Annotated in this window: 21 protein-coding genes; 6 read left to right on the forward strand and 15 right to left on the reverse strand. The window is 57.0% G+C overall.

All coding sequences use genetic code 11. The features are described 5' to 3' along the window. Positions 1-996 (forward strand): FecR domain-containing protein, encoded by a 996-nt coding sequence (locus tag AB7E06_RS03970; protein WP_427955218.1) that lies wholly within the window; start codon positions 1-3, stop codon positions 994-996. Between the two features lie 269 nt (positions 997-1,265). After that, positions 1,266-3,617, forward strand: coding sequence for a TonB-dependent siderophore receptor (locus AB7E06_RS03975; RefSeq protein ID WP_427955221.1), 2,352 nt, complete (start codon positions 1,266-1,268; stop codon positions 3,615-3,617). A gap of 51 nt (positions 3,618-3,668) precedes the next feature. Here AB7E06_RS03975 and AB7E06_RS03980 read toward each other — a convergent pair whose 3' ends face one another. From AB7E06_RS03980 to dprA, 3 genes are all read right to left on the reverse strand, one after another. Continuing rightward, a complete protein-coding gene (locus AB7E06_RS03980; protein ID WP_094195316.1) occupies positions 3,669-4,136 on the reverse strand; it encodes a hypothetical protein in 468 nt (155 codons plus the stop codon). Next, positions 4,136-5,056, reverse strand: coding sequence for a hydroxymethylglutaryl-CoA lyase (locus AB7E06_RS03985; RefSeq protein ID WP_264672304.1), 921 nt, complete (start codon positions 5,054-5,056; stop codon positions 4,136-4,138). The genes AB7E06_RS03980 and AB7E06_RS03985 overlap by 1 nt, the downstream gene beginning before the upstream one ends. A 167-nt stretch (positions 5,057-5,223) precedes the next feature. Continuing rightward, positions 5,224-6,390, reverse strand: a complete 1,167-nt coding sequence (dprA, locus tag AB7E06_RS03990; RefSeq protein ID WP_427955226.1) for a DNA-processing protein DprA — start codon at positions 6,388-6,390, stop codon at positions 5,224-5,226. Positions 6,391-6,548: 158 nt separating this feature from the next. On the opposite strand from dprA, the gene def reads away from it, so the two are divergent. Beyond that, a complete protein-coding gene (gene def, locus AB7E06_RS03995; protein ID WP_094198232.1) occupies positions 6,549-7,067 on the forward strand; it encodes a peptide deformylase in 519 nt (172 codons plus the stop codon). Between the two features lie 5 nt (positions 7,068-7,072). Next, complete coding sequence (fmt, locus tag AB7E06_RS04000; RefSeq protein WP_094195319.1) at positions 7,073-8,014, forward strand: methionyl-tRNA formyltransferase; 942 nt, start codon at positions 7,073-7,075, stop codon at positions 8,012-8,014. A gap of 12 nt (positions 8,015-8,026) precedes the next feature. On the opposite strand, the gene AB7E06_RS04005 is transcribed toward fmt, so the two are convergent. From AB7E06_RS04005 to AB7E06_RS04040, 8 genes are all read right to left on the reverse strand, one after another. Then, a complete protein-coding gene (locus AB7E06_RS04005; protein WP_427955231.1) occupies positions 8,027-8,962 on the reverse strand; it encodes a DMT family transporter in 936 nt (311 codons plus the stop codon). Between the two features lie 70 nt (positions 8,963-9,032). Further along, complete coding sequence (locus AB7E06_RS04010) at positions 9,033-10,388, reverse strand: amidase (protein WP_427955234.1); 1,356 nt, start codon at positions 10,386-10,388, stop codon at positions 9,033-9,035. A 42-nt stretch (positions 10,389-10,430) separates the two neighbouring features. Continuing rightward, positions 10,431-11,114 carry a DUF2848 domain-containing protein gene (locus tag AB7E06_RS04015; RefSeq protein ID WP_108727103.1) on the reverse strand — a complete coding sequence of 228 codons (684 nt, stop codon included), beginning with the start codon at positions 11,112-11,114 and terminating at the stop codon, positions 10,431-10,433. 32 nt (positions 11,115-11,146) lie between these two features. Then, entirely contained in the window at positions 11,147-12,430 is a 1,284-nt protein-coding gene (locus tag AB7E06_RS04020; RefSeq protein WP_427955237.1) for a TRAP transporter large permease, read from the reverse strand. Continuing rightward, entirely contained in the window at positions 12,427-13,047 is a 621-nt protein-coding gene (locus AB7E06_RS04025) for a TRAP transporter small permease subunit (protein ID WP_094195324.1), read from the reverse strand. The genes AB7E06_RS04020 and AB7E06_RS04025 overlap by 4 nt, the downstream gene beginning before the upstream one ends. A gap of 130 nt (positions 13,048-13,177) precedes the next feature. After that, positions 13,178-14,224, reverse strand: coding sequence for a TRAP transporter substrate-binding protein (locus tag AB7E06_RS04030; RefSeq protein ID WP_108727104.1), 1,047 nt, complete (start codon positions 14,222-14,224; stop codon positions 13,178-13,180). Between the two features lie 111 nt (positions 14,225-14,335). After that, positions 14,336-15,139 carry a putative hydro-lyase gene (locus AB7E06_RS04035; protein WP_121737716.1) on the reverse strand — a complete coding sequence of 268 codons (804 nt, stop codon included), beginning with the start codon at positions 15,137-15,139 and terminating at the stop codon, positions 14,336-14,338. Positions 15,140-15,239: 100 nt separating this feature from the next. Continuing rightward, on the reverse strand, positions 15,240-16,139 hold the full coding sequence (locus tag AB7E06_RS04040) for a LysR family transcriptional regulator (RefSeq protein ID WP_094195327.1): 900 nt from the start codon (positions 16,137-16,139) through the stop codon (positions 15,240-15,242). 124 nt (positions 16,140-16,263) lie between these two features. Here AB7E06_RS04040 and waaC point away from each other — a divergent pair, with 124 nt between their 5' ends. Together waaC and AB7E06_RS04050 are read left to right on the forward strand one after the other, a co-directional pair. Continuing rightward, positions 16,264-17,280, forward strand: a complete 1,017-nt coding sequence (gene waaC / locus AB7E06_RS04045; protein WP_094198233.1) for a lipopolysaccharide heptosyltransferase I — start codon at positions 16,264-16,266, stop codon at positions 17,278-17,280. Then, on the forward strand, positions 17,277-18,602 hold the full coding sequence (locus AB7E06_RS04050) for a 3-deoxy-D-manno-octulosonic acid transferase (RefSeq protein ID WP_094195328.1): 1,326 nt from the start codon (positions 17,277-17,279) through the stop codon (positions 18,600-18,602). The genes waaC and AB7E06_RS04050 overlap by 4 nt, the downstream gene beginning before the upstream one ends. A 156-nt stretch (positions 18,603-18,758) precedes the next feature. Here AB7E06_RS04050 and AB7E06_RS04055 read toward each other — a convergent pair whose 3' ends face one another. From AB7E06_RS04055 to AB7E06_RS04070, 4 genes are all read right to left on the reverse strand, one after another. Continuing rightward, positions 18,759-18,968 (reverse strand): cold-shock protein, encoded by a 210-nt coding sequence (locus AB7E06_RS04055; RefSeq protein WP_026483779.1) that lies wholly within the window; start codon positions 18,966-18,968, stop codon positions 18,759-18,761. 253 nt (positions 18,969-19,221) lie between these two features. Next, entirely contained in the window at positions 19,222-20,052 is an 831-nt protein-coding gene (galU, locus tag AB7E06_RS04060; protein ID WP_094195329.1) for a UTP--glucose-1-phosphate uridylyltransferase GalU, read from the reverse strand. Between the two features lie 335 nt (positions 20,053-20,387). Continuing rightward, complete coding sequence (locus AB7E06_RS04065) at positions 20,388-21,224, reverse strand: type III pantothenate kinase (RefSeq protein WP_230019472.1); 837 nt, start codon at positions 21,222-21,224, stop codon at positions 20,388-20,390. Positions 21,225-21,262: 38 nt separating this feature from the next. After that, a complete protein-coding gene (locus AB7E06_RS04070) occupies positions 21,263-22,132 on the reverse strand; it encodes a biotin--[acetyl-CoA-carboxylase] ligase (protein ID WP_094195331.1) in 870 nt (289 codons plus the stop codon). Positions 22,133-22,169: the final 37 nt, after the last annotated feature.

Consider the following 22,169-nt stretch of genomic DNA (forward strand, 5'->3'; position numbering starts at 1 on the left):
ATGAATACTTCCGCCGAGACGCTTGTTCTGGATACGGCGATTGCCTGGCGTATCAGGCTGCATCACAACGTAGCGGATGCCAAGACCTGGCAAGCCTTCGAGGCATGGCGGCAGGCGACTCCTGAGCATGCTGCTGTGTGGGAGCGTTTGCAGGCAATGGGGAGCAGTTTGCAGGCACCTCTGGCTTCTCTGCCTGGACAGGAGGCCACTCATATTCTGCGCCAAGCCGAGGAGCAGCAACGGCGCCGGTCACGCCGCAAGGCTTTGCTGAGCCTGGGTGCGTGCAGTGTGGGTGGTGTATTGGCATGGCGGGTCGCTGAAGCCCCCTTTGTCCAGCCTTTGCTGGCAGATGCATCCACTCGACGGGGGGAACGCCGACAGTTGAACTTGCCTGATGGCGGGGTACTTGTGCTCAATACCGATACCGCCGTGAACATCAGCTTTAACGCACAGTTCCGGCGAGTTGAGCTTTTGCGTGGGGAGATTTACCTGATTTCCGCCCATGACCCTTTGGAGCGCCCTTTGTTTGTGCAGACCCGAGATGGGCGGGCGCAAGCCTTGGGGACACGTTATCGAGTCCGTCAGCTGGATTCGGGCAGCCAGGTTGAGGTCAATGAAGGTTCGGTGGCCTTGTGGCCCCGCCAACACTCGGGGGACCGGGCCTATACCGTGCTGGAAACCGGGCAAAGTGCTTGCATGAGCAGTATGCGTGTGGACGCCTTGCCTGCCGAGCAGCAGGGTAATGGCTCTGCCTGGGTGGAGGGCGCCTTGGCCGTCAAGGATATGCCGCTGTCCCTGTTCTTGCAGGATCTGGCGCGTTATCACGGCGCTATTGAATGTGATCCGGCGGTGGCTCAGATCAAGGTGTCAGGCGTGTTCCAGTTGCACGACACGGCCAAGATTCTGGACTTGCTGCGTCAAAGCCTGCCCGTTCGGGTAGAGCAGGGTCGTCAATGGTGGGGCGGCAGACTAACTCGCGTTCTGGCTCGTGCATAAGCTTGAGGCGTGTTGTAGCTTACGCGGATGACATGTTTTGGCCTCTCTGGATCAGGACGTATTTTTTTGAGGGGATGGCGATTTTGGCTCGTCATATCGATTGAAGCAGTGCGCACTGCCAGCATCGACAGACTTTCATTGGAGCCATTTTCGTGACGATCCTCTTTAGCCGACCTGCACGTCTTGCATCAGGACGGCGTGGCCTGCCTGTTTCTGGCAGAACCGCTCTTTTCATATTTTTGCCTTTAGTGGCCGCTTTATTGGCGGCCATGCCGATTGCGCACGCTCAAAGTAACCCTGCTGCGGCCAGTACCACGGCCGCACGTACTTATCACATCTCGGCCGGTCCCCTGGATGCGGCGCTGGCTGATTTCGCCCGTCAGGCGGGTGTGTCCTTGATCTACTCGGCGGCGCAGTTGCAAGGTGTGCGCAGTGCTGGTTTGAACGGCAGCTATGCCTTGCAGGATGGCTTGCAGGCCTTGCTGGTTGGTACGGGCTATCGAGGCATCCAAGCAAGTGCAGGTATTCGTATTGAAGCCGAACCCGATCCTGGTGTCAGTATCCTGGCCCCTGTACGTGTCAATCGCAGCCTGGATGCTCAGACTGAGGGGTCGCAGTCCTACACGGCCAATGCCACCACCATAGGCAAGACAGCACAGGCACTGAAAGATATTCCTCAGTCTGTTTCGGTGGTGACACGCAAGCGCCTGGACGACCAGAACCTGGCGTCGATCAGCGAAGTGCTGGAGAACACCACAGGCGTGACGATTAGCGAAGTGGCCGATGGCGGGCGCAACTATTATTCGCGCGGCTTCAAAATCAGCAATGTCCAATACGATGGTGTACCGCTGTCACGCAGCTTTTATGCGGTGGGCAACAGCTTTACGGGTAGCACGGCCTATCTGGATCGGGTGGAAGTATTCCGTGGGGCTCAGGGCTTGTTTGAAGGAGCGGGTCAGCCTGGTGGTTCCATCAATCTGGTGCGCAAACGTCCAACGGCTGATACGCAAATTCTGGCTGAGCTGCGTGCTGGCTCGTGGAAGCATGGCGGTGCGATGCTGGACGCAGGTGGAGCCTTGAACGAGAACGGCAGTCTGCGCGCGCGTGCCGTGCTGGATTATGACGATAAAGGCTCCTTTATCGACAGGGTGAAGGAACGTAATGCCAATATGTATCTGGCGCTGGATCTGGACATTACGCCGGACACCAGCGTGGGTGCCGGTGTGCTGGTGTCGCGCTTGCGCTCTACTCCTTTCTTTGGCGGTCTGCCACGTTATAGCGATGGCAGCTCGCTGGAGCTGAAGCGCTCCACCTTTCTGGGTGCGGACTGGAACCAATGGGACAAAGATGAAACCCAAGTTTTTGCCGATCTGACGCATCAGTTCAATGACAATTGGCGCTTGAAAGTGGCAGCGACCTATGTGAAAGAAGAAAGTATTACCTCGGCCCTGGATGCGACGGGGACCGTGGATGTCACGACTTTGACCGGCCCGGTGCGTAATGCCTGGAACTATGACAAGACCAGCGAGCATCTGGGGGTGGATGCCAATGTGAATGGGCGCTTTACGGTGTGGGATATGCCGCAGGATCTGGTCGTGGGGGCGAGTATTTCGCGCCTTAGCTCCAGTGACCGGATTGAGTACAACATGAACTACCGTCCTTTGGATGTGTTCAACCCCGATCCCCACGTGCCCAAACCGGCCGAGTTTCCCGATTCGCAGCGCTTATCTCGCTATGAGCCGCACGTACAAAAGGGGATTTACGCCCAATTGCGTAGTCGTTTGACCGATGACCTGACTTTGGTCAGCGGTGGACGTTTCAGCTGGTTTGAAAGCCGCTACTCCACGCAGGCGACAAGCTGGAGCGATGTCAGCGTCAGCAAGGCGACAGCGGAATTCACCCCGTTCCTGGGGATGGTGTATGAGCTGTCGCCCCAGTGGTCGGTGTACGCCAGTTATGCCGATATTTTTGAGCCTCAAACCGCAACGACACGCGACGGTAGCTTGCTCAAACCTATTGTGGGGGCTAATTACGAGGCCGGTATCAAAGGTGAGCTGCTGGATGGCCGCCTGAATGCGTCCCTGGCTTTTTATCGTATTGATCAGACCAACCGGGCTGTGCAGGATCAGGAGGCTGGCCCGGTGTGCAATGGCGGTTACTGCTCGCGTGCCGCTGGCAAGGTACGCAGCCAAGGGTTTGAGGCTGAGGTGACAGGGCAAGTTGCCCCCGGCTTGCAATTGGCGGCCGGCTATACCTTCAATAACAATAAGTTCTTGCGGGATACGTCTCAAGAAGGTGAAGTGTTCAGCGCTGAAACCCCACGGCATTTGTTGCGGATCTGGGGCGATTACCGTCTGCCTGGTCAGTTGCAAGCGGTGAGCGTCGGCCTGGGTATGAACTGGCAAAGTGCTTTGAGTAACAGCGTCTCCAAGGTGCGTCGACCCTCGTACAGCGTGTGGAATGCACGTATTGCTTATGATGTGACACCGAGCTGGACGGCAGCCTTGAACGTCAATAATCTGTTCGACAAGGTTTACTACGAGTATCCGGGCTATATCGAGAACCGTAATAACTACGGTGCGCCACGCAGTTTTCTGTTCACTTTGCGGGGGCGGTTCTGATCTGAGTTGTCCCAGGGCTTGCGTGGCCCTGGGTATAGACAGGATTTGGACTTAATTTTTGCGCCGCAACACCAAGGAAATCTTGGCAAAAGCCACTTGCAGATCCTGCGTGGCGCCTTGAAAAATCACGGGTCGACCACGCCGGGTAAAGCAGATCAGGCGTTTGGAGTTGAACAGCGGCACGAACTTGGCAAAGTGGATGTCTTGCCATTGCACTTCCCGCTTCATGATCCAGCTCTGGCGGATGCCGTTCTGGTCAATCGTGGTGATGCCATGCCACATGTGCCAGGCAATCAAGATCAAGCCAGTAAACAGCAGAACCAGAGAGCCCGCCAGTACAGGGCTGATAGCCGCACCTTGTGGGGAGCTGGCTACCAGCGCAAAACGCACACCAATCAGGGCTAGCACTATCCAGGCACCAGCCGCGACCCATTTAGGCCAGGAGCGGCCTTGAATAGGCAGTGAACCCAGATCCTTTAACAGGGCGTCAATTTCCTCTTTCGAGGGGGCTTGGCTCATCAGCACGCGGCGGCCCCTTGTTTGCGGGCTGCCAGGGCGTTACCGGCATTGCTGGCCGATTTGCGCTTTAAATGAGCCGAAATCCATTGCCCCGTGTCCACCACGGCGTTCAGATCAATGCCGGTTTCAATATCCAGGCCTTGCATCAGGAACAGCACGTCCTCGGTGGCGACGTTGCCGGTTGCGCCTTTGGCGTAGGGACAGCCACCCAGCCCGGCTACAGAACTGTGGAAAATATGAATGCCGGCCTGCATGGCGGCCACAATATTGGCGATGGCCTGGCCATAGGTGTCGTGGAAGTGGCCGGACACATGAATGGGGTCAATGTGCTCGGTGATCATGCGCATCACCTCGTAGACCTGACGGGCCGTGCCGACACCGATGGTGTCGGCTACGTCGATTTCATCGCAGCCTAGTTCGATCAAACGTTGGCCGACTTTCAACACATTGGCCGGCGCCACAGCACCTTCGTAGGGACAACCGAACGAACAACTGATGGAGCCGCGCAGGCGCATGCCAGCTTCTTTGGCGGCCTGGGCGACGGGGGCAAAGCGCTCCAGCGATTCTTCAATGCTGCAATTGATATTGCGCTGCGAAAATGCTTCGCTGGCAGCGGCGAAGATCACCACTTCGTCGGCCTTGGCAGCCAGGGCGCCTTCAAAGCCACGCATATTGGGTGTCAGAACTGAATAGATCGTGCCGGGGCGACGGTCAATCGTAGCCATCACTTCCGCGCCGTCTGCCATTTGTGGCACCCATTTGGGCGAGACAAAGGAGGCGGCTTCCACGTTCACAAAACCGGCGTGGGACAAGCGGTTGACCAGTTCGACCTTGATGTCGGTAGGGATGAATTCTTTTTCGTTCTGCAGGCCGTCCCGAGGGCCGACCTCCACAATCTTGACGCGCGAGGGGTATGACATGAAGTTTCCTGAAGGTAAGGGGCTGGGCCTGGAGGCCTTTACGTATTCGTCATGATACCTCTTGAAGGCCAGGGCTGGCCCCCTAGGAACAGCCCTATAAGCAGGCGATGTGGCCGGGGTTTCGATGCAAAGGAGCAGGCCATGATGCAGTGTGGCCAAGTCGGGTTTTATGGCTTGATACGTTGGAATCGCCCGTCTGCCAGAGGCTCTATGCAGCCAGCCAGCTCCAGCTCGGCCAGAACCGCCGGCAGTTGAGTTGCCAGAAGACCGGTACGGCGCATCAGTTGCTCGGGCGTCAAGGGGGCGAAATCGATGCGCTCCAGGATGGGGCGCAGTTCTTCCGGTAGGTTATCGTGCTGAACAGGCCTGGCATTGGACGGGTTGCCGGGTTCAAGTTTGAACGTGTGCTGCACATTGCCCAGCTCATCCAGAATGTCCTGGGCGCTCTCTACCAGCTTGGCGCCTTGGCGTATCAAGGCATGGCAACCGCGTGCCAAAGGCGAATGGATTGAGCCCGGAATAGCAAAAACCTCGCGCCCCAGTTCTCCGGCCAGACGGGCTGTGATCAGGGAGCCACTTTGCTTTGCCGCTTCTACCACCAGCACGCCTTTGGCCAAAGCGGCCACAATGCGGTTACGGCGGGGGAAATGGTGCGGCATGGCGCGGGTGCCTAAGGGGAACTCGCTGAGCAGCAGACCGTGATCACTGATCTGGTGTGCCAGATCGCGGTGCGCTGCCGGGTAGACCAGATCCAGTCCCGTTCCCATGACAGCAATGGTGCCGGCCGATTGCGGGCCTGCTTTGAGCGCGCCTTTGTGCGCTGCCTGATCAATGCCGCTGGCCAGCCCACTGATGATGCACCAGCCTTTGGAGGCCAGCGTGGCAGCGAAGTCGGTCGCCGTTTCCTGGCCAGACTGGGTGGCATTGCGAGCACCAACAATCGCCAGCCCGGGGTGCGCCAACACATCCAGATTGCCATTGGCGTACAGCAAGAGCGGGGCGTCATGTAGATCCAGCAAGGCGGCAGGGTAAGCCGGGTCTGCCAGCGTCACAATGTGATGACCCGCTTGCTTGAGCCATTCCACGGCCTGGTCAATGTGCGCTTGTAGCTCGGTCAGTGGTCCCTGGCTTAGTTGGACGGCCAGTTCGCCAGGAATATGGCGTGACAGGGTTTGAACCGAGCTTTGATAGATTTGCGGTGGCAGTCCACAGGCGGCCAGCAGTTGCCGGGCCTGGGCGGGCGTAAGCTCTGGCTCCAGTGACAGACGCAACCAGGCACGCAATTCTTCCGAGATTTCATCCGAGGTTTCCCCCGAGCTAAAATAATGAGGCATAAGGTAGTGTGGCACGAAACCGTTTTTGAGGCTGGGTGTCCCGGACGTTTTTATCCAGGGCGATGGCCGCTTTGCTGTTAGGGCTTGGTGTGGTGCCAGGTGCCGCCCTGAAACTTGTTTTATTATATCGACTTATCGCTTTTTCTTCGGACATGACAATGGCTTTGCTTCCTATCCTGAAATTTCCTGACCCACGTCTGCACACGGTTGCCAAACCCGTGCAGGAGGTCGACGACCGTATTCGCAAACTGGTCAAGGATATGGCCGAGACCATGTATGACGCGCCCGGTGTAGGTTTGGCCGCCACTCAGGTTGATGTGCACGAGCGTGTGGTGGTTATCGACGTGTCGGAAAGCGGCAATGAATTGCTAGTGCTGATTAACCCGGAAATCACCTGGAAAAGCGAAGAGCTGAAGGTCTACGAAGAAGGTTGCCTGTCCGTGCCCGATACCTATGACAAGGTCGAGCGCGCTGCCAGCATCCGTTTCAAGGCTCAAAATGAAAAAGGCGAGTGGTACGAGCAAGAGGCCGACGGCCTGCTGGCCGTATGTGTTCAGCACGAGCTGGATCATCTGGATGGCAAGGTGTTTGTGGAGTATCTGTCGGTACTCAAGCGTGAGCGTATTCGTAGCCGTCTGCGCAAGCAGCAGCGTGAAGCCCTGAAGGCAGGGCAATAGTCGCCATGCGTATTGTTTTTGCCGGCACCCCGGATTTTGCCCGTATCGCCCTGGAAGCCCTGTTAGCGCAGGGCTTTGACGTTCCTTTGGTCATGACGCAGCCAGACCGTCCGGCTGGCCGTGGCATGAAGCTTAGCCCCAGCCCGGTCAAGCAAGCCGCTGTGAACGCCCATATTCCGGTTCTGCAGCCGCATAGCTTGCGTCTGGATGGCAAGTATCCCGAAGAGGCCGCCCAGGCCCGTCAGACCTTGCTGGATTTGCAACCGGATCTGATGGTGGTGGCGGCCTACGGCCTGATTCTGCCCAAATGGACCTTGGAGCTGCCTCGTTATGGCTGCTTCAATATTCACGCCAGTCTCTTGCCCCGCTGGCGCGGTGCGGCACCGATTCAGCGTGCGATTCAGGCAGGCGATGCGGCCACGGGTATCACCATCATGCAGATGGATGAAGGCCTGGATACCGGCGATATGCTGGTGCGCAGCGAGCTGGCAATTCGTGACGATCACAGTGCTGCAACCTTGCATGACGATTTGGCGCAACTGGGGGCACAGGCCTTGCTGCAAGCCTTGCAGCACGTGCGTGATGGCACCTTGCAGGCGGTTCCTCAGCCAGAAGAAGGCGTGACCTACGCCGAGAAACTGTCCAAGGCGGAATCGGCGCTGGATTTAAGCCAGCCAGCCAAAGAGCTGGAGCGCCGTATTCGCGCATTTGACCCGGTGCCAGGTTCCACCCTGTCCTTACCCGGTTTGGAGCAGCCTGTGAAGGTTTGGCGCGCTCAGGTGATAGAGCAAACGCATGGCGCAGAACCCGGTCAGATTTTGGGCGTCAGCGCCCAAGGTATTGATGTGGCGTGTGGAGAAGGGGTGTTGCGTTTGCTGGAACTGCAAAAAGCGGGTTCCAAGCGCCAGCCCGTTGCCGTCTTTGTGCAGGGCTGGCAGTCTCGCTAAGTCGAGCAGGGCTCAGGCGCCAGCCTTGCTCTGGCGCCGCCATTCCAGGGTTCTGATCACAATGCCACTGGAACACACCACGGCAATGCCGATCCAGGTAAACATATCGGGGAACTGTCCCCAGATCAGCCATCCCAGCGCGGCGGCTGCCACGATCTGTAGATACACAAAGGGTGCCAGCAAAGAGGCCGAGGCCCGTTGATAGGCCTGGATTTGCAGCAAATGTCCCAGACAGCCCCACAAGCCCGTCGAAATCAGAATCAGCCATTGAAAAAATGTCAGCTCCTTCAGGGCAGGCAGGGCGGCGGGCAGCAGAAAGGGCAAGGCAATGGTCAAACAGATGCTGCCTACGGCGCCACTCCAGATCAAGGTGGTCAGCGAGTTGTCAACGGCCACGCGGCGTGTGGCGATAAATTGCGTAGCAAACATACAGGCGGTCATCAAACCGAACATTACGCCCAATGGGTGCAGACCAGCCGTGGGCCGGATGATGATCAGCACGCCCAGAAAGCCGACCCCGGCCGCCACCCAGCGACTGATGCGTGGCGGCTCTTTCAGAATCCAGGGAGCAACAGACAGCACCAGCAGGGGAGCTAGAAAGTTGATGGAGGTGGCTTCGGCCTGAGGCAGATAGCTCAAGGCACTGAAAAACGAGAAGGTGGACAGCATCATCACTGTGCCACGCAGAATTTGTGCTTTGGGGCGGGAGCTGCGCAGGATTTTGCGGCCTTTGACTGGCAAGACCAGCGCCAGCACCAGCACCAGATGGACGACGTAGCGAAACCAGCACATCACCAGCAGGGGCACACCAAAGCCCATGATCCATTTGCCACTGGCATCCAGACCCGACAGGGCCCAGGACGACAGAATCAGAATGAGCACCCCCGCCAAGGGAAAGACCGTGGGTGTCATGATCTGGGGCAGGGAGGAGGATTGGGGTGTGCTCATGACAGGCTCCTGACGAAAAGCACAAGGACGGCCGGGTGGCCGTCCTGGAACGAACGTAAATCTTACCGGATTAGTGTTTGCGCAGGGGCAATACCCGTTCGATTGCTGCACCTACCGCCAACAGGTGCTCGTCGTGGTAGGCGGGGGCGGCTACCATCAGGCCTACCGGGGCTTCATCAGCCGCGTGGCAAGGCAGCGACAGAGCGCAACCGTCCAGGAAGTTGATCAGGGTGGGGTTGCGCAGGACCAGACCGTTGGTGGCGAAGTAGAACTCGTCCGAGGCTTGCAGATCGGCAATGCGAGGAGCGACCACAGGCACGGTAGGCATCAGAACGGCATCGTAGCGTTCCAGACGGCTTTCCACGGCGCTGATCCAGGCCTGGCGTGTGTCTTGAAGCTCGATGTAATCAGCGCAGTCGATGTCCTTGCCGCGCAAAATGCGGGAGGCCACCCGGGGGTCGTATTGCTCGCCCTTGCTTTGCAGGGTGTCGCGGTGCACAGACCAGGCTTCGGCGCAGACGAAACCGCCTTTGCGGTTGATCTGTGGCAATTGGTCAAATTCGGGCAGATTGATCTCTTCAACCACAGCGCCTTGCTCGCGCAGCAGGGTGATGGCACGGTCAAAGGCGGCGCGCACGGTCTCATCGATGCCGTCAAACACAAAGGTCTTGGGCACGGCCAGGCGCAAGGTGTCCAGGGCGGGGGTGGCCACGGGCACGTACGGCTGGTCGGTCAGGATGGAGTCCACAATGGCGCAGCATTCTACCGAGGCGGCCAGAGGGCCATTAGAGTCCAGGCTGCGCGACAAAGGCATGGTGCCTTCGCTGGGAACACGCTCGGCGGTGGGTTTGAAGCCGGTCAGGCCGTTAAAGGCCGAAGGGATACGGATGGAGCCACCCGTATCAGTACCAATGGAGAACACCGACATGCCCTGGGCAACGGCGACCCCGGCACCAGAGGACGAGCCGCCGGGGATACGGGCATTGTCGCGGTCCCAGACCGAGCGCGGCGTGCCGTAGTGAGGGTTGATGCCCAGACCGGAGAAGGCAAACTCGGTCATATTGGTGGAGCCAATCAGAATGGCGCCGGCGCGTAGCAAGCGCTCCACAATGGTGGCGTGCCGTTCAGCCGGCTCCGCATCTTTCAGTACAGCCGACCCACCCAGGGTCACATAGCCAGCGATGTCATGCAGGTTCTTGACCGACATGGGCAGGCCTTCAACCAGCGAGCGGCTCAAACCGGCAGCGCGCAAAATGTCAGAGGCTTTGGCGGCGGCCAGCGCCTGTTCAGCAAACACTTCGATGAACGCGGCAGCGCCGTCACGGCTTTCGTCCTGGATACGGTCCAGGGCTTGCTGGGTCAGCTCGACCGAGGTCGTTTCGCCACGATCAAGAGCACGTTGCAGTTCGGTAATAGTCGCTAGCATGGATCACTCGCAAAATAAATGGGTGGGGCGGGCTGGGCCAGTTTAGGCTACTTCAGGCAGAGTTTCAGTCACGTAGGTATGACGGATGCTGCGTTCGCGGCGGGGGTCATACAGCTCCATGGTGAACTGGGTTGCGGGGCGGATACCACCGATGGCGCCGACCGTGCCGCAGGTCATGCCAAAACCTTCGGGCATGGTGGTGGACTGAAAGTAGCCTTCGATCAGTTCCAGCGGGTTTTTCAGGGTGGACAAAGGACCATCCTGGTACAGGACTTCCTTGCCGTCTTCCTGAATGTAGGCGCGGATAATCAGCTCGTCCCAGTACTCGGCCACATCGCTGAACAACCAAGCATCACGGGCAACGGGCTTGGCGCAGATTTGTTTGGACAGGGCCACGCTGTGGGCTTCCAGAACACGGTCAGTGTGGTCCGAGGCCAGACTCACCAGCAGGCGGCCTTGGTGATTAAACACAAATACTTCGGTCTCGCCGGACGAACCGGTACCAACGACCTGGATGTCGGTGTCCTGGATCATCTGATTGGCAGCGATGCGGTAGTACAAAGGTACGGCGCTTGGTCGGGGCACACCCAGTTCGGCCAGCTCTTCAATGTGGTGCTCGATGGCCGCCAGATCGCGGCCAGCCCAACCGGCCACGATGCAGTGCTGCAGGTCAGCTTCGATGATTTCAGTGTGGGTGGCCTGGGCCAGTTCAAACGTCAAACGCATAGCAGTACTCGTTTACTCAAAAACAGATTGGATTAACCGAACAGGCGTGGCAACCACAGAGCCAGATCCGGGAAGATGGCCAATAGACCCACCATGGACAGCAGCATGATCACAAAAGGCAGACTACCCAGCATGACGTCGTTCATGCTGCCGCTCTTGCGCAAGCTCTGGACCACAAACAGGTTCAGACCAACAGGCGGAGTGATCAGCGCCACTTCCACCAGAATAATGATGGCAATCCCCACCCATATCGGGTCAAAGCCCAGGGCAATCATGATCGGAGCCACGATCGGGATGGTGGTGATCATCATGGACAGGGTTTCCATGAAGCAGCCCAGTACCAGGTAGAACACCACGATAATCAGCAGCATGGTGATGGGCGAGACGCCCAGGCCGGTAATGGCGTCAGTCAGCGCTGTGGTCAGGCCGGTAGCGGACATGACAAAGTTCAGGAAGGCTGAACCGATCACGATCAGCATGATCATGGCGGTGGATTTCATGGTGCCTTCCAGCACTTCCTTGAGCATTTTCCAGCTCAGGCGGCCCGAGAAAGTGGCCAGCAGCAGCGCACCGACCACACCCAAGGCGGCGGCCTCGGTCGGGGTGGCGATACCGGCGTAAATCGAACCGACCACCAGCAAGAAAATACCCAGTGGTGGAACCAGATGCACTAGGCTGGCAAAACGCTGGCCCCAGGAGGCTTTGACTTTGCTACCGCCCCATTGGGGTTTGACCATGCAGGCGCCAGCAATAGCCAGCATGAACAGCAAGGCCATGGCCAGACCAGGGATGATGCCGGCCAGATACAGCTTGGGTACGGAGGTGTTGGTCAGCACGCCGTAGATCACCAGATTGATCGAAGGCGGAATCAGAATGCCCAAGGTGCCACCCGCAGCCAGACTGCCCAGAAACAGCGGCTCGTTGTAGCCTTGCTTTTTGATCTGCGGCAAGGCCACGGTACCGACGGTGGCGGCGGTCGCCACACTGGAGCCAGACGTGGCGGCAAACAGGGCGCTGGCCCCGATATTGGCATGCATCAGGCCACCGGGCAGCCAGGACAGCCATAGGCTCATGGCGTTGTACATGCGCTCGGCCATGCCCGAGCGCAGCAGAATTTCGCCCAGCATGATGAATAAGGGGATGGCAACCAGCAGGAACTCGTTGCTGGTGCCCCAGGAAATTTCACCGAGTGCGCCGGTCAGTGGCAGCATGGAATACAGCGGGTCCAGAATCAGGCCCAGAACCCCCAGGGCTGCGCCTACAGGGATGCTTAGCCCGATCAGAACGAGCAGGAGAGTCAGTGCGGTACTAATCATTTGGTGTCTCCGTGGACCATGCGTTGGCCGGCCTCGGCTTCTTCAAGGGCTTCTTGCTGGGTACTGCGAATACCGCACAGGCTCTGGATGGATTTCAGATCGCCCGTAATCAATGCCAGGCTGGAGCGCAACAGCATCAGTGCCAGGACCACGCACAGCCAGAGCAGGCCTGCAACCCACAGAAACTGGGGAATCCACAAGGGAGTACCCATTGCCGTGTTGGCGGTGGACTGATTGGTCCAGGACACGTCGGCCACGCTGGTGGCATACAGGGTCAGATACACAATAAAGACCGAAAGTGCGACCAGGGCAATCCAGTCCAACAGTGCGGCCAAGCGCACGGGCAGATGCTGGTAGATGGCGTCGATACGGATATTGGCGCGTTGCAAGGTAGCAAAGGACAAGGCCCAGGAGATGCTGATGGCAAAGGCATAGCCAGAGAGTTCATCGGAGCCGCCAAGCGAGCGTCCGGTGAATTTGCGCAGCAGGACATCGGCCGTGATGTAGAGAGCACTGATCAGGGTCAGGCTGCCAGCAAACCAGATGGCGTAGCGCGACAGATTGGTAGCACCAGCCAGCAAGCGGTTGAGCATGGCGAATTTTTCGGTATTTTCCATGGCGTCTAACCCGTAGAGGGTTCAGGGAGCATATGAATGGATGATAGGCCCTGAAGACAGGGGGGGCCCAGGTGCTGGGCCGCCAAGCGGTGCGAGAAGGAGCGCCGCTTGGCAGTGACATCAAGTCAGATTACTTCTTGGCTTCAAAGCCCAGGATCGGGCTCAGGCTGGTGTTAAAAGCGGCCACGGTGTCAGCGGAGCTGCGCTCGGCCCACTTGGGCACCACGGTTTCGCTCATGACTTTTTTCAGCAGCTCTCGGTCAGCGTCTGTTGGCTTGACCAGGGTCATCTTGCCTTTTACCGGCTGTGTGCAAGCATCGGCGCCGGTGTTGCAGTCATAACCTTCCTGCGTTTCCTTGGCAGCGGCAACCCAGATCTCTTCGGTCATGGCCTTGATGTTGCTGGCCAGGAATTCTTGAACTTTAGGATCCAGTTTGTTCCAGGAGCCCAGGTTGGCAGCGTGGATCTGCTGGTTCCAGTTGATGGGCATTTCGTACAGCTTGGAGCTGACTTCGTACCACTTGGCCGAGTAGCCGGACATGGAGCCGGTGATGGCGCAATCGACCACACCGTTTTGCAGAGCTGGAACCACTTCACCAAATGGAATGGTGACGCTGTTGCCGCCCAGAGCCTGAACGAATTCAGCCTGTGTACGGCTGCTGGTGCGCACTTTCTTGCCTTTCAGATCGCTCAGGCCATTGAAGTTGCCGTTGCAAAACAGAACTTGAGCAGGGTAGGTGGAGAAACCCAGTACCTTGACGTTGTTCTTGGCGTAGAACTGCTCGTAAGCAGGAGTGAACGCGTCGGTCAGCTTCTTGGCTACGTTGATATCGGGAGCCAGGCCAGCCAGGTCGATGGCTTCGTTGATGGAGTTGTCACTGGCGAAGTAGGCCAGAGTAGCCGTACCAAAAGGAATCACGCCTTGACCGATCAAGCGCATGATTTCAGGACCTTTCAGGCCCATATCGTTAAAGCCCTTGATATCAGCGGTGATCTGACCACCGGACAGCTCAGGCACTTTCTTGGTCCAGAAGGGCTGCTCGGTGTTCTGGTAGGCGGTCAGGTTGCTCAAGCCACCGACAACTTTCAAGGAAGTCTTGGGCAGATCCTGGGCCAGGGCAGCAGAGCCCAGGGCCAGTGAGCCTAAAGCCAGGGAGGTCAGTACGATTTTTTTCATAAGGTGCTCCTAATAGCGGTCCAGCTGTATGGTTGATAGAGTGCGCTCCCTGTTTGCAGGGGCTGCATATTGAAACCAAAGGGGCGACCGGGGGTACCGGTCTAATCTTGCTTAAAGCGCGGCCAGCCGTGTGTTGGGCAGATCGGTAATCAACATATGTCCAGGGGCATGTGTGATACAAAACTGCGGCTTGGCCTGGGCAGCAACGGCTTGAGGGGTGACGCCGCAAGCCCAGAAAACGGGTAATTCGTCGGCACCGACTGGCACGGCATCGCCATAGTCGGGGTGTTGCAGGTCGCTGATTCCAATCAGGGACGGGTCGCCGATATGAACCGGAGCACCGTGCACGGACGGAAAGCGCGAGGTGATCTGAATAGCGCGGATGGCATCGGCAGCACGCATGGGGCGCATCGAAACCACCAAGGGGCCCGACAGGCGCTGCGTGCCCTGAGTCTGAATCGAACTGCGATACATGGGCACATTTACCCCCGTGCTGATATGGCGTACATCAATTCCATCGGCCAGCAGCGCTTCTTCAAACGAGAAGGAGCAGCCAATCAGAAAGGACACCAGATCATCGCGCCAGACTGCTTCGATGTTCAGCGGCTCGGCACTGAGCTCGCCGTTGTGCCAGACACGGTAACGAGGGAAATCCGTGCGCAGATCAATCGAGCCACCCAGGGTCGGCACCTGAAACTGGCCGGGTTCGGTCACGGCCAATAAAGGGCAGGGTTTGGGGTTGCGCTGACAAAACAGCAAGAACTCATCGGCCCAGTCTTTGGGCAGGATCATCAGGTTGGCCTGCACATAGCCTGCCGCCAGCCCCGCAGTGGGACCAGTATGGGTTTCTCGACGGATCAGCTCGCGGCATTTTTGGGCCTCGGGCGCCAACACAGGCAGGGTTTGCAGGTTCATGAATGACCACTCGCACAAAAGGGGGTTGATCACAGCATCGGATTGCAACCGATCGGATAATGTGTGTCCAATCGTATGTTTGAATCCAAGGCTATAAAGATTACTTATCGGACTGCACGTATTGTTGGGCGATTGCTTGTGCATGGTCAGCGACGACGCGGGCAATATGGCTGTCTGGCGAGTCCATCCAACAGGCAAAGAATTCGATCGCTGGCAGTGGCTGATCAACCTTCAAAAGACGCAGTTTTCCCTCGGCAAGCTCGTCTTTTATGACGTCGGGGGCAAGTACGCTTGGACCCATGGCGTGGCGTGTCATTTGCACGATAGTGCTCAGGGATGCGCTGCCAAAAATACGGGGAGATTTGACGCCGGCACGCAGCAGCGCTTCGCGTGTGGCCAGGTAGGGAACACTACCAGAAGGATAGGTGATTACAGGGTAAACCCCTAGCTCTGAAACACTGACTTTTCGGCCATGCAGTTTCAATTCGGGGCTGGCGACCCAGCCTAAGTGATAAGCACAAAGTCGAATGCACTGCTCTTTTGGGTCCTGGCCCACGCCTACGATCATCGCCATATCAATCTGGAAACTGGCCAGTTGCTGGCGCAGCACGCTAGTGGTGTCGACATGGATTTCAATGACCAGGGAAGGGTACTCCTGATGCAGTTTGTCGATCAGCTCATGCAGCCAGGTCTGGACAATGGTTTCAGCCACTCCCAGGCGTAGCAGGCCGCGAATGGCATTTTGTTCTTTGGCTGCGCGCAGCATCTCGGTGCGTAAATCCAGCATGCGCTGTGCGTGCGATAACAGCTCCTGGCCTTTGTCGGTCAGTTTGATGCCCCGGGCGCCCCGATCAAACAAGCGTAGCTCCAGGCTGGATTCCAGCCCGGCAATACGCTGAGAAATAGACGGTTGGGTCGTGTTGAGTTTTTCGGCAGCTGCCCGGAAACCGCCAAGCTCGGCAACCCATACAAAGGCTTCGATCTGTTTGAGATCAATCATGTTTCCGGTCCAGAAAATAGGCAGTCTTATTATGCCTGATCGCCATCGGCGCTCAGAACTAGAGCTGACGGATATTTTTCCGTATCTTTGTTTGATTGAACGCGCCCACCACTATAATTCGCCCATGACTTGCAAGATACTGATTGTGCGTACGTCCTCTTTGGGAGATCTGGTGCATATGCTGCCAGCGATCTCGGACATTGCACGCTATGTGCCCGGTGCACAAATAGATTGGCTTGTGGAAGAGAGCTTTGCTCAGATTCCGGGCTGGCATCCGGCAGTAAATGAAGTGATTCCGGTGGCGCATCGGCGTTGGCGCAAACAATGGTGGTCTGCCCAGACACGCCAGGAACGTGCCGCCCTGCGAGAACAGTTGCAGTCGCGCCAATACGATGTGGTGCTCGATATGCAGGCCTTGATGAAATCCATTTGGCTGGTGCGCCAAACGAAAGGCCGCCGTCATGGTCTGGACTGGAAGTCTGCGCGTGAGCCGCTGGCCTCGTTGTTCTATGACGTGCGTCATCGCGTCGGGTTTTGGCAGCCTGCCGTTTTCCGTCAGCGCAGCTTGGCCGCTTCGGCCTTCGGCTATCAATTCGAAGGTGCGCCCGATTTTGGTTTGCAGGGTTTGGCCGCACAAGCGCCCAAGGACGAAAATCCTTACGCCATTATCATGCCGTCAGCCAGTCGCGACGATAAGCTCTGGGAGCCGGAGAACTGGCAGCAGGTCTTTGACCGCCTGCAAGGTGAAGGCTTGGCACTGCGCTTGTTGGCAGGTAGCCCTACCGAGTCTGAACGTGCCCAAGCCCTGATAGCTGGTCGCAGTCAGGCACAGGTCATGCCACGAATGGATTTGACGCCTATCGCTTTGCAATTGGCTGGAGCCCAGGTCATGGTGGGTCTGGATAGCGGTTTGACCCATTTGTCGGCCGGCCTGGGCCGCCCCACTATTGGTATCTATAAGGCCTCGACCCCAGTACGTACCCCTTTGGAAGGTTCTGCCTATACTGCCAGCCTGGGCGAGCGCGGGCATCCTCCTTCGGCAGAAACGGTGCTCTGTGCGATCGATCAGGCATTGGGGCGGACGCAGATGCCTGAACCGGGCTTGGCGGCTGCCGGTCTTACATCGAGGCTTAGCGGGTGAACCGATTTTTCTATACTGCCTCCATTCGTCTCCTGGCTCCAGCCTTGATGGCCTGGATGGGTGTGCGTGCCCGTCGTGCTGGTGGTGACTGGCAGGTGTTATCGGGCCCTCGCTTTGGTTTTTATGGTTCCCTGCCTGTGCCTCAGAAGGCGCCGGTGTGGGTACATGCAGTCAGTTTGGGTGAGACGCGTGCCGCTCAGCCTTTGATTCGTGCCTTGTTGGATCAAGGCGAGACGGTCTTGTTGACCCATATGACCGTCACGGGCCGCGCAGAAGGGGCACAAGCATTTGCCGCCGAGATCGCAAGTGGACAGTTGTTGCAGCAATGGCTGCCTTACGACTTTCCCGGCTCGGTACGGCGTTTTTTCGCGCATTACCGTCCATGTGCCGGGGTGTTGATTGAACGCGAAGTGTGGCCCAATCTGCTGGCTGCAGCGCGCCGACAAGGTGTTCCCATGATGCTGGCCAGTGCTCGGTTTTCGGAAAGTGCGCTGCGAACCAGTTTGAAGGCGGGTTCGGTCATGCGTGGGGCCTACCGTTCCTTCAAACTGATCTATGCACAAAGTCTGGCCGATGCCCAACGACTGGAGCTGGCGGGAGCTCAGGGAGTGCGCGTATCTGGGAATCTGAAGTTTGATGTGGTCTTGCCGCAGGACAAGATTGCTCGTGGTCGTGGCTTTGCCAGCGAGCTGGGGCGGCGTGTGGTGGTGATTGCCAGTACGCGTGAGACCGAGCATGCCGATTTCATGGATGCTATTGCCCACTATTTGCGTCGCGAACGCGAGCATGGCAGCGAACTGCATCGCCCAGTCTTGTTTGTCGTTATTCCGCGTCACCCCGAGCGCTTTGAGGAAGCGGCAGACTATCTGAACCAGCTAGGCTTGCGTTCGGTGCGACGTAGTGAGCTGTTGAAACAGGGCGACACCAGTACGAGTGCGATCCAAGCTTGCCGAGAGGTTGATGTGCTTTTGGGCGATACCCTAGGTGAGATGCATTGGTATTACGGCTTGGCGCGCGTGGCCATTGTGGCGGGTAGCTTCCAGCCCTTGGGCGGACAGAATTTTATTGAAGCCTGCGCAGTCGGTGTCCCTGTGATTGTGGGCCCGCATACTCATCATTTTGCCCAGGCTATGCAAGATGCCATGCAGGCTGGTGCTGTGATACGGGCCAGTACGCCAGCCTTGGCGTTGCAACAAGCATTGGAATTAGTGGACGATCCGGCACGTCACAACAAGATGGCTGATTCGGGTTTGCATTGGGTCCAGATGCATCAAGGTGCAGTGCAACGTGTACTTTCTGGATTGGCACAAATTCGCGATTAAATACCGAGCTGTTTATTAGCTAATAAGTATTAGGTTTTATGTGCTTTTGAGTTTGTGGTAATTTGAAGACAGCTTGTCTTGATTTGAATCAAATCAAATAAAAAAGCCCGCATTAAGCGGGCTTTTTTTGAGATCTAAAAACTGATCGAAATCGATTTACAGTTTCTGGATGCTCTTAGCTTGTGGGCCCTTCTGGCCTTCAGCCGACACGTACGAAACGCGTTGGTTTTCTTCCAAGGATTTAAAGCCTGTGCCCAAGATGTCGGAATGGTGAACGAAAAGATCTTTGCCACCGTTGTCGGGGGAGATAAAGCCGTAGCCTTTTTCGTTATTGAACCATTTCACGATACCGGTTTCTGTTTGCATTTCCTGCATTCCCTAAAAATGACGAGCAATCTGCTCAAAAAAGATTGTCAAGATGTAAAAATCAGGGCAATGAGTATTAGAAACAATACCGTATTGAACAAACTTCGACGAACTTGAAATCCTGCACCGCCAATCGTAGGGGGTATTTGGCCTGTAAGTCAAGCTAAATCGCCCTTTGCGTGGTTTTCAGGCAGTGTTTGATCAACAATTACAACCAAGCTTGTTATTGCAACGGACCCCTCTGCGCCCCTCGTTAAAGTCCGTGGTATTTCCGACCAAATTCAAGCGTAGCATGAAAGAAACCGGACTTGCTACCACAGTCGTAACGTGTGCCTTCATATTCATATGCATATACCGGACGGCTTTTCAAAAGGCTGGCAATTCCATCCGTTAATTGAATCTCTCCACCTACCCCTGCTTGAGTGCGTCGCAGGTGGTCAAATATTTCTGCTTCTAATACATAACGGCCCACAACGGCTTGTGTGGAAGGAGCAACATCCGGTGCTGGCTTTTCAACAATTCCATTTAATCGAGTGGCTTTGGAGTCGACGGCATTACCCGAAACGATTCCATATTTATTCGTTTCATTTCTATTTACATTTTGAGTTGCCACAATACTGCCGTTGTATTGATGCGCCGCCTCAACCAGTTGCCGACATACCGGTGTGGTAGCGTCAATCAGATCGTCTGCCAGTAGAACCAGAAAGGGTTCGTTGCCGACGATGGGGGCGGCACACAACACAGCATGGCCCAAACCCAGCGCGCGTGGCTGGCGGGTGTAAATACAGCTTACATGGCTGGGGATGATGTTCTGGACAGCATCCAGCAATTCCAGTTTATTCTTGCCTTCCAGCTCGTGCTCCAGTTCCGGGATGCTGTCAAAGTGATCTTCAATGGCCCGTTTGTTGCGGCCTGTAATAAAGATCAGCTCTGTGACTCCTGCGGCAACCGCTTCTTCGACAGCGTACTGAATCAGTGGTTTGTCGACGATTGGCAACATTTCCTTGGGCATGGCCTTGGTGGCCGGCAGAAAACGTGTGCCTAGACCGGCGACGGGGAAAACAGCTTTGCGTATGGGTTTCATAGTGTCGTCAATCGAGGATCAAGGTGAAGCTGGCGCGGGATGAGCCGGAGTTCCAAGTTGAATGGCATCCTGGTTTCGCTGCGAAAACTGCCGAGGCTCACGCCCTTGCTCACTGGGAGGTGTGCCGAAAAAGCCTTGTCCAAAAGCTAGAAGGGCGACGTTTGCCACCAGGATCAGTATGAAAAGCAGTCGCATCGCAGATGCCCTGAAAAATACAGTTCAACCCAAGATTGTACGGGTAGGGGAGTTTAAGTTCATCCGTTTTAATGCCAATCGTATCTAAGGGTCTCCCTGCTTGTCTGACGCTGAAAGCCCGTTGTGGAACCCATTCTGGCTTACAAATGGGCGGCAAACAGCGCCAAGCCACGCAAAGCAGGCGTTTCCAGCTCGTGCAGCTGGGGTACCTCTATATTGAGCAGGCGGCAATGGTGACTTAATTGTTCTAACAGTTCTTGCTGCGCCAGAGCGCGGCCACCGCCAGCCAGAAACACCAATGGGCTATGCCCCAGATGCTGACGCCCTCTCTCCCATTGCCGTAACACAGCTCCAGCCTGTGCCGCAGCAACTCCTGTACTGATGGCGGCTTGGGTATTGCGCGGGAAAGCCGCTGTCTGCCCGTGGGCCTCAGGAAGTTGTGCCGTATTTTGTTTGAGTGAAGCCAGCATCAAGCTGGGGCCGGGCAAAATGGACCCACCCAGAAAGTGGCGCACGCCATTTTGTTCGGGTCCCAGCAAATCAATCGTCGTGGCAGTACCGAAGCTGATCAGCAAGGCCCCTTGCTGGGCAGGATATTCCTGGGCCAGCAAATCGCTGAGCCCTAATAAAGAAGCCCAGCGGTCGGCGCCCAGTTGCCCGGCCTGTTCATAATCATTGTGCAGCCCAAAAATCTGCTCTTGTGCCTGTAGCCAGCGTACCGGGCCTAAACCCAGATGACTGACGGCCGCGTCAATTTGTTTTTGTACCTGTGGGCCTGCCACATTCACCCCCAGCGCTTGCACACCCTTTTGATTGGCGAATTCTTGCAAGGGAGCCTGACCTGCTTCTAGCCAAACAGCCAATTGATCCAATTGGTCCGCATGCAGGCTAACCGGCTGGCTTTCGCGCGCGCCGGTTAAGGGATGGCACCACCCCAATTTGATGCGGGTATTACCAGAGTCGATAAGCAGGGTCATGCCGGGTCGTCAGAGCTGAAAAGAGTGCAGTATAGCGATCAGCGTTGGGCGCGAACGGAAACTTCGCCCACGGTGACCGCCCGTTCCGTACCATCGGGGTGACGCAACAATAATTGCCCCGACGTGTTGATGCCAGTCACGATACCGGTATGCAGGACTTGGCCGTTGTCAATGATATGGACTTGTTGGCCAATCAGTGCATCTACCTGTGCGTAGCGTGTCGGCAGATCAGCAAAGCCGTGGGCTGTGACATGGTTCAGGCTCAGGTACAGGCTTTGCGCAACCTTGGCCACAATGTCTGAACATCGTGCCAGGGATGCTTGCTGGGAGTGTTCCGCAATGCTGGTCCAGTCCGCAATGGCGCGCTGCGTGTTTTGGCTGATGGTCGCCGCTTCGCGCAGGTTCAGGCCTATACCAATAATGACCACATGATGATCACTGGAGCTGGGCGCAGCGCTGGCGCGGGTGGCCTCTACCAAAATGCCGGATAGCTTGGCCTGATCCCACAGCACGTCATTAGGCCATTTCATGGCTAGACGATTACGAACCGCCGGCTCCAGAAACAGGCGCAGGGCTTCTGTCGTTGCCAGACCCGATAGCGGTGAGAGTGTAGGCAATTGCCGTGCAGGCAGAAAAATATCGAAGGCACAGGAAAACATCAGGTTTGCGCCAACGCTATTTTCCCACGTGCGCCCAGCACGCCCACGGCCACGGCTTTGCAGGTGCGCGCCTAATAACCAAGGTCGCACACGTGGTCCCGATTCTTGACGAGCCAGAGCGAGCAAATCCGCGTTTGTCGATTCAGTCGAATCCACCCAGTGGATCTGGGGGAAATGTGGCAAGCGCGTACGCAGCTCTGCCACCATATCGCGAGGGCTGGGTAAGGTGAATGCAGAAGAGGTATTCATGACAATCCGGTACACTGGACGAGTTAAACGTAATCTT

The sequence above is a fragment of the Alcaligenes sp. genome (genome assembly GCF_050255915.1).
Taxonomy (GTDB): domain Bacteria; phylum Pseudomonadota; class Gammaproteobacteria; order Burkholderiales; family Burkholderiaceae_B; genus Alcaligenes; species Alcaligenes aquatilis.

Bases quoted from the DNA above. Each gene is read 5' to 3' on its own strand.
- AB7E06_RS04010 (WP_427955234.1), bottom strand. From the start codon at position 10,388: ATGCTAGCGACTATTACCGAACTGCAACGTGCTCTTGATCGTGGCGAA.
- AB7E06_RS04005 (WP_427955231.1), bottom strand. From the start codon at position 8,962: ATGAGCACACCCCAATCCTCCTCCCTGCCCCAGATCATGACACCCACG.
- AB7E06_RS03975 (WP_427955221.1), top strand. From the start codon at position 1,266: ATGCCGATTGCGCACGCTCAAAGTAACCCTGCTGCGGCCAGTACCACG.
- galU (WP_094195329.1), bottom strand. From the start codon at position 20,052: ATGAAACCCATACGCAAAGCTGTTTTCCCCGTCGCCGGTCTAGGCACA.
- AB7E06_RS03985 (WP_264672304.1), bottom strand. From the start codon at position 5,056: ATGTCATACCCCTCGCGCGTCAAGATTGTGGAGGTCGGCCCTCGGGAC.
- dprA (WP_427955226.1), bottom strand. From the start codon at position 6,390: ATGCCTCATTATTTTAGCTCGGGGGAAACCTCGGATGAAATCTCGGAA.
- AB7E06_RS04055 (WP_026483779.1), bottom strand. From the start codon at position 18,968: ATGCAAACAGAAACCGGTATCGTGAAATGGTTCAATAACGAAAAAGGC.
- AB7E06_RS04025 (WP_094195324.1), bottom strand. From the start codon at position 13,047: ATGGAAAATACCGAAAAATTCGCCATGCTCAACCGCTTGCTGGCTGGT.
- AB7E06_RS04035 (WP_121737716.1), bottom strand. From the start codon at position 15,139: ATGAACCTGCAAACCCTGCCTGTGTTGGCGCCCGAGGCCCAAAAATGC.
- AB7E06_RS04015 (WP_108727103.1), bottom strand. From the start codon at position 11,114: ATGCGTTTGACGTTTGAACTGGCCCAGGCCACCCACACTGAAATCATC.
- AB7E06_RS03980 (WP_094195316.1), bottom strand. From the start codon at position 4,136: ATGAGCCAAGCCCCCTCGAAAGAGGAAATTGACGCCCTGTTAAAGGAT.
- AB7E06_RS04030 (WP_108727104.1), bottom strand. From the start codon at position 14,224: ATGAAAAAAATCGTACTGACCTCCCTGGCTTTAGGCTCACTGGCCCTG.
- AB7E06_RS04040 (WP_094195327.1), bottom strand. From the start codon at position 16,139: ATGATTGATCTCAAACAGATCGAAGCCTTTGTATGGGTTGCCGAGCTT.
- fmt (WP_094195319.1), top strand. From the start codon at position 7,073: ATGCGTATTGTTTTTGCCGGCACCCCGGATTTTGCCCGTATCGCCCTG.
- def (WP_094198232.1), top strand. From the start codon at position 6,549: ATGGCTTTGCTTCCTATCCTGAAATTTCCTGACCCACGTCTGCACACG.
- AB7E06_RS04070 (WP_094195331.1), bottom strand. From the start codon at position 22,132: ATGAATACCTCTTCTGCATTCACCTTACCCAGCCCTCGCGATATGGTG.
- AB7E06_RS04020 (WP_427955237.1), bottom strand. From the start codon at position 12,430: ATGATTAGTACCGCACTGACTCTCCTGCTCGTTCTGATCGGGCTAAGC.
- AB7E06_RS03970 (WP_427955218.1), top strand. From the start codon at position 1: ATGAATACTTCCGCCGAGACGCTTGTTCTGGATACGGCGATTGCCTGG.
- waaC (WP_094198233.1), top strand. From the start codon at position 16,264: ATGACTTGCAAGATACTGATTGTGCGTACGTCCTCTTTGGGAGATCTG.
- AB7E06_RS04065 (WP_230019472.1), bottom strand. From the start codon at position 21,224: ATGACCCTGCTTATCGACTCTGGTAATACCCGCATCAAATTGGGGTGG.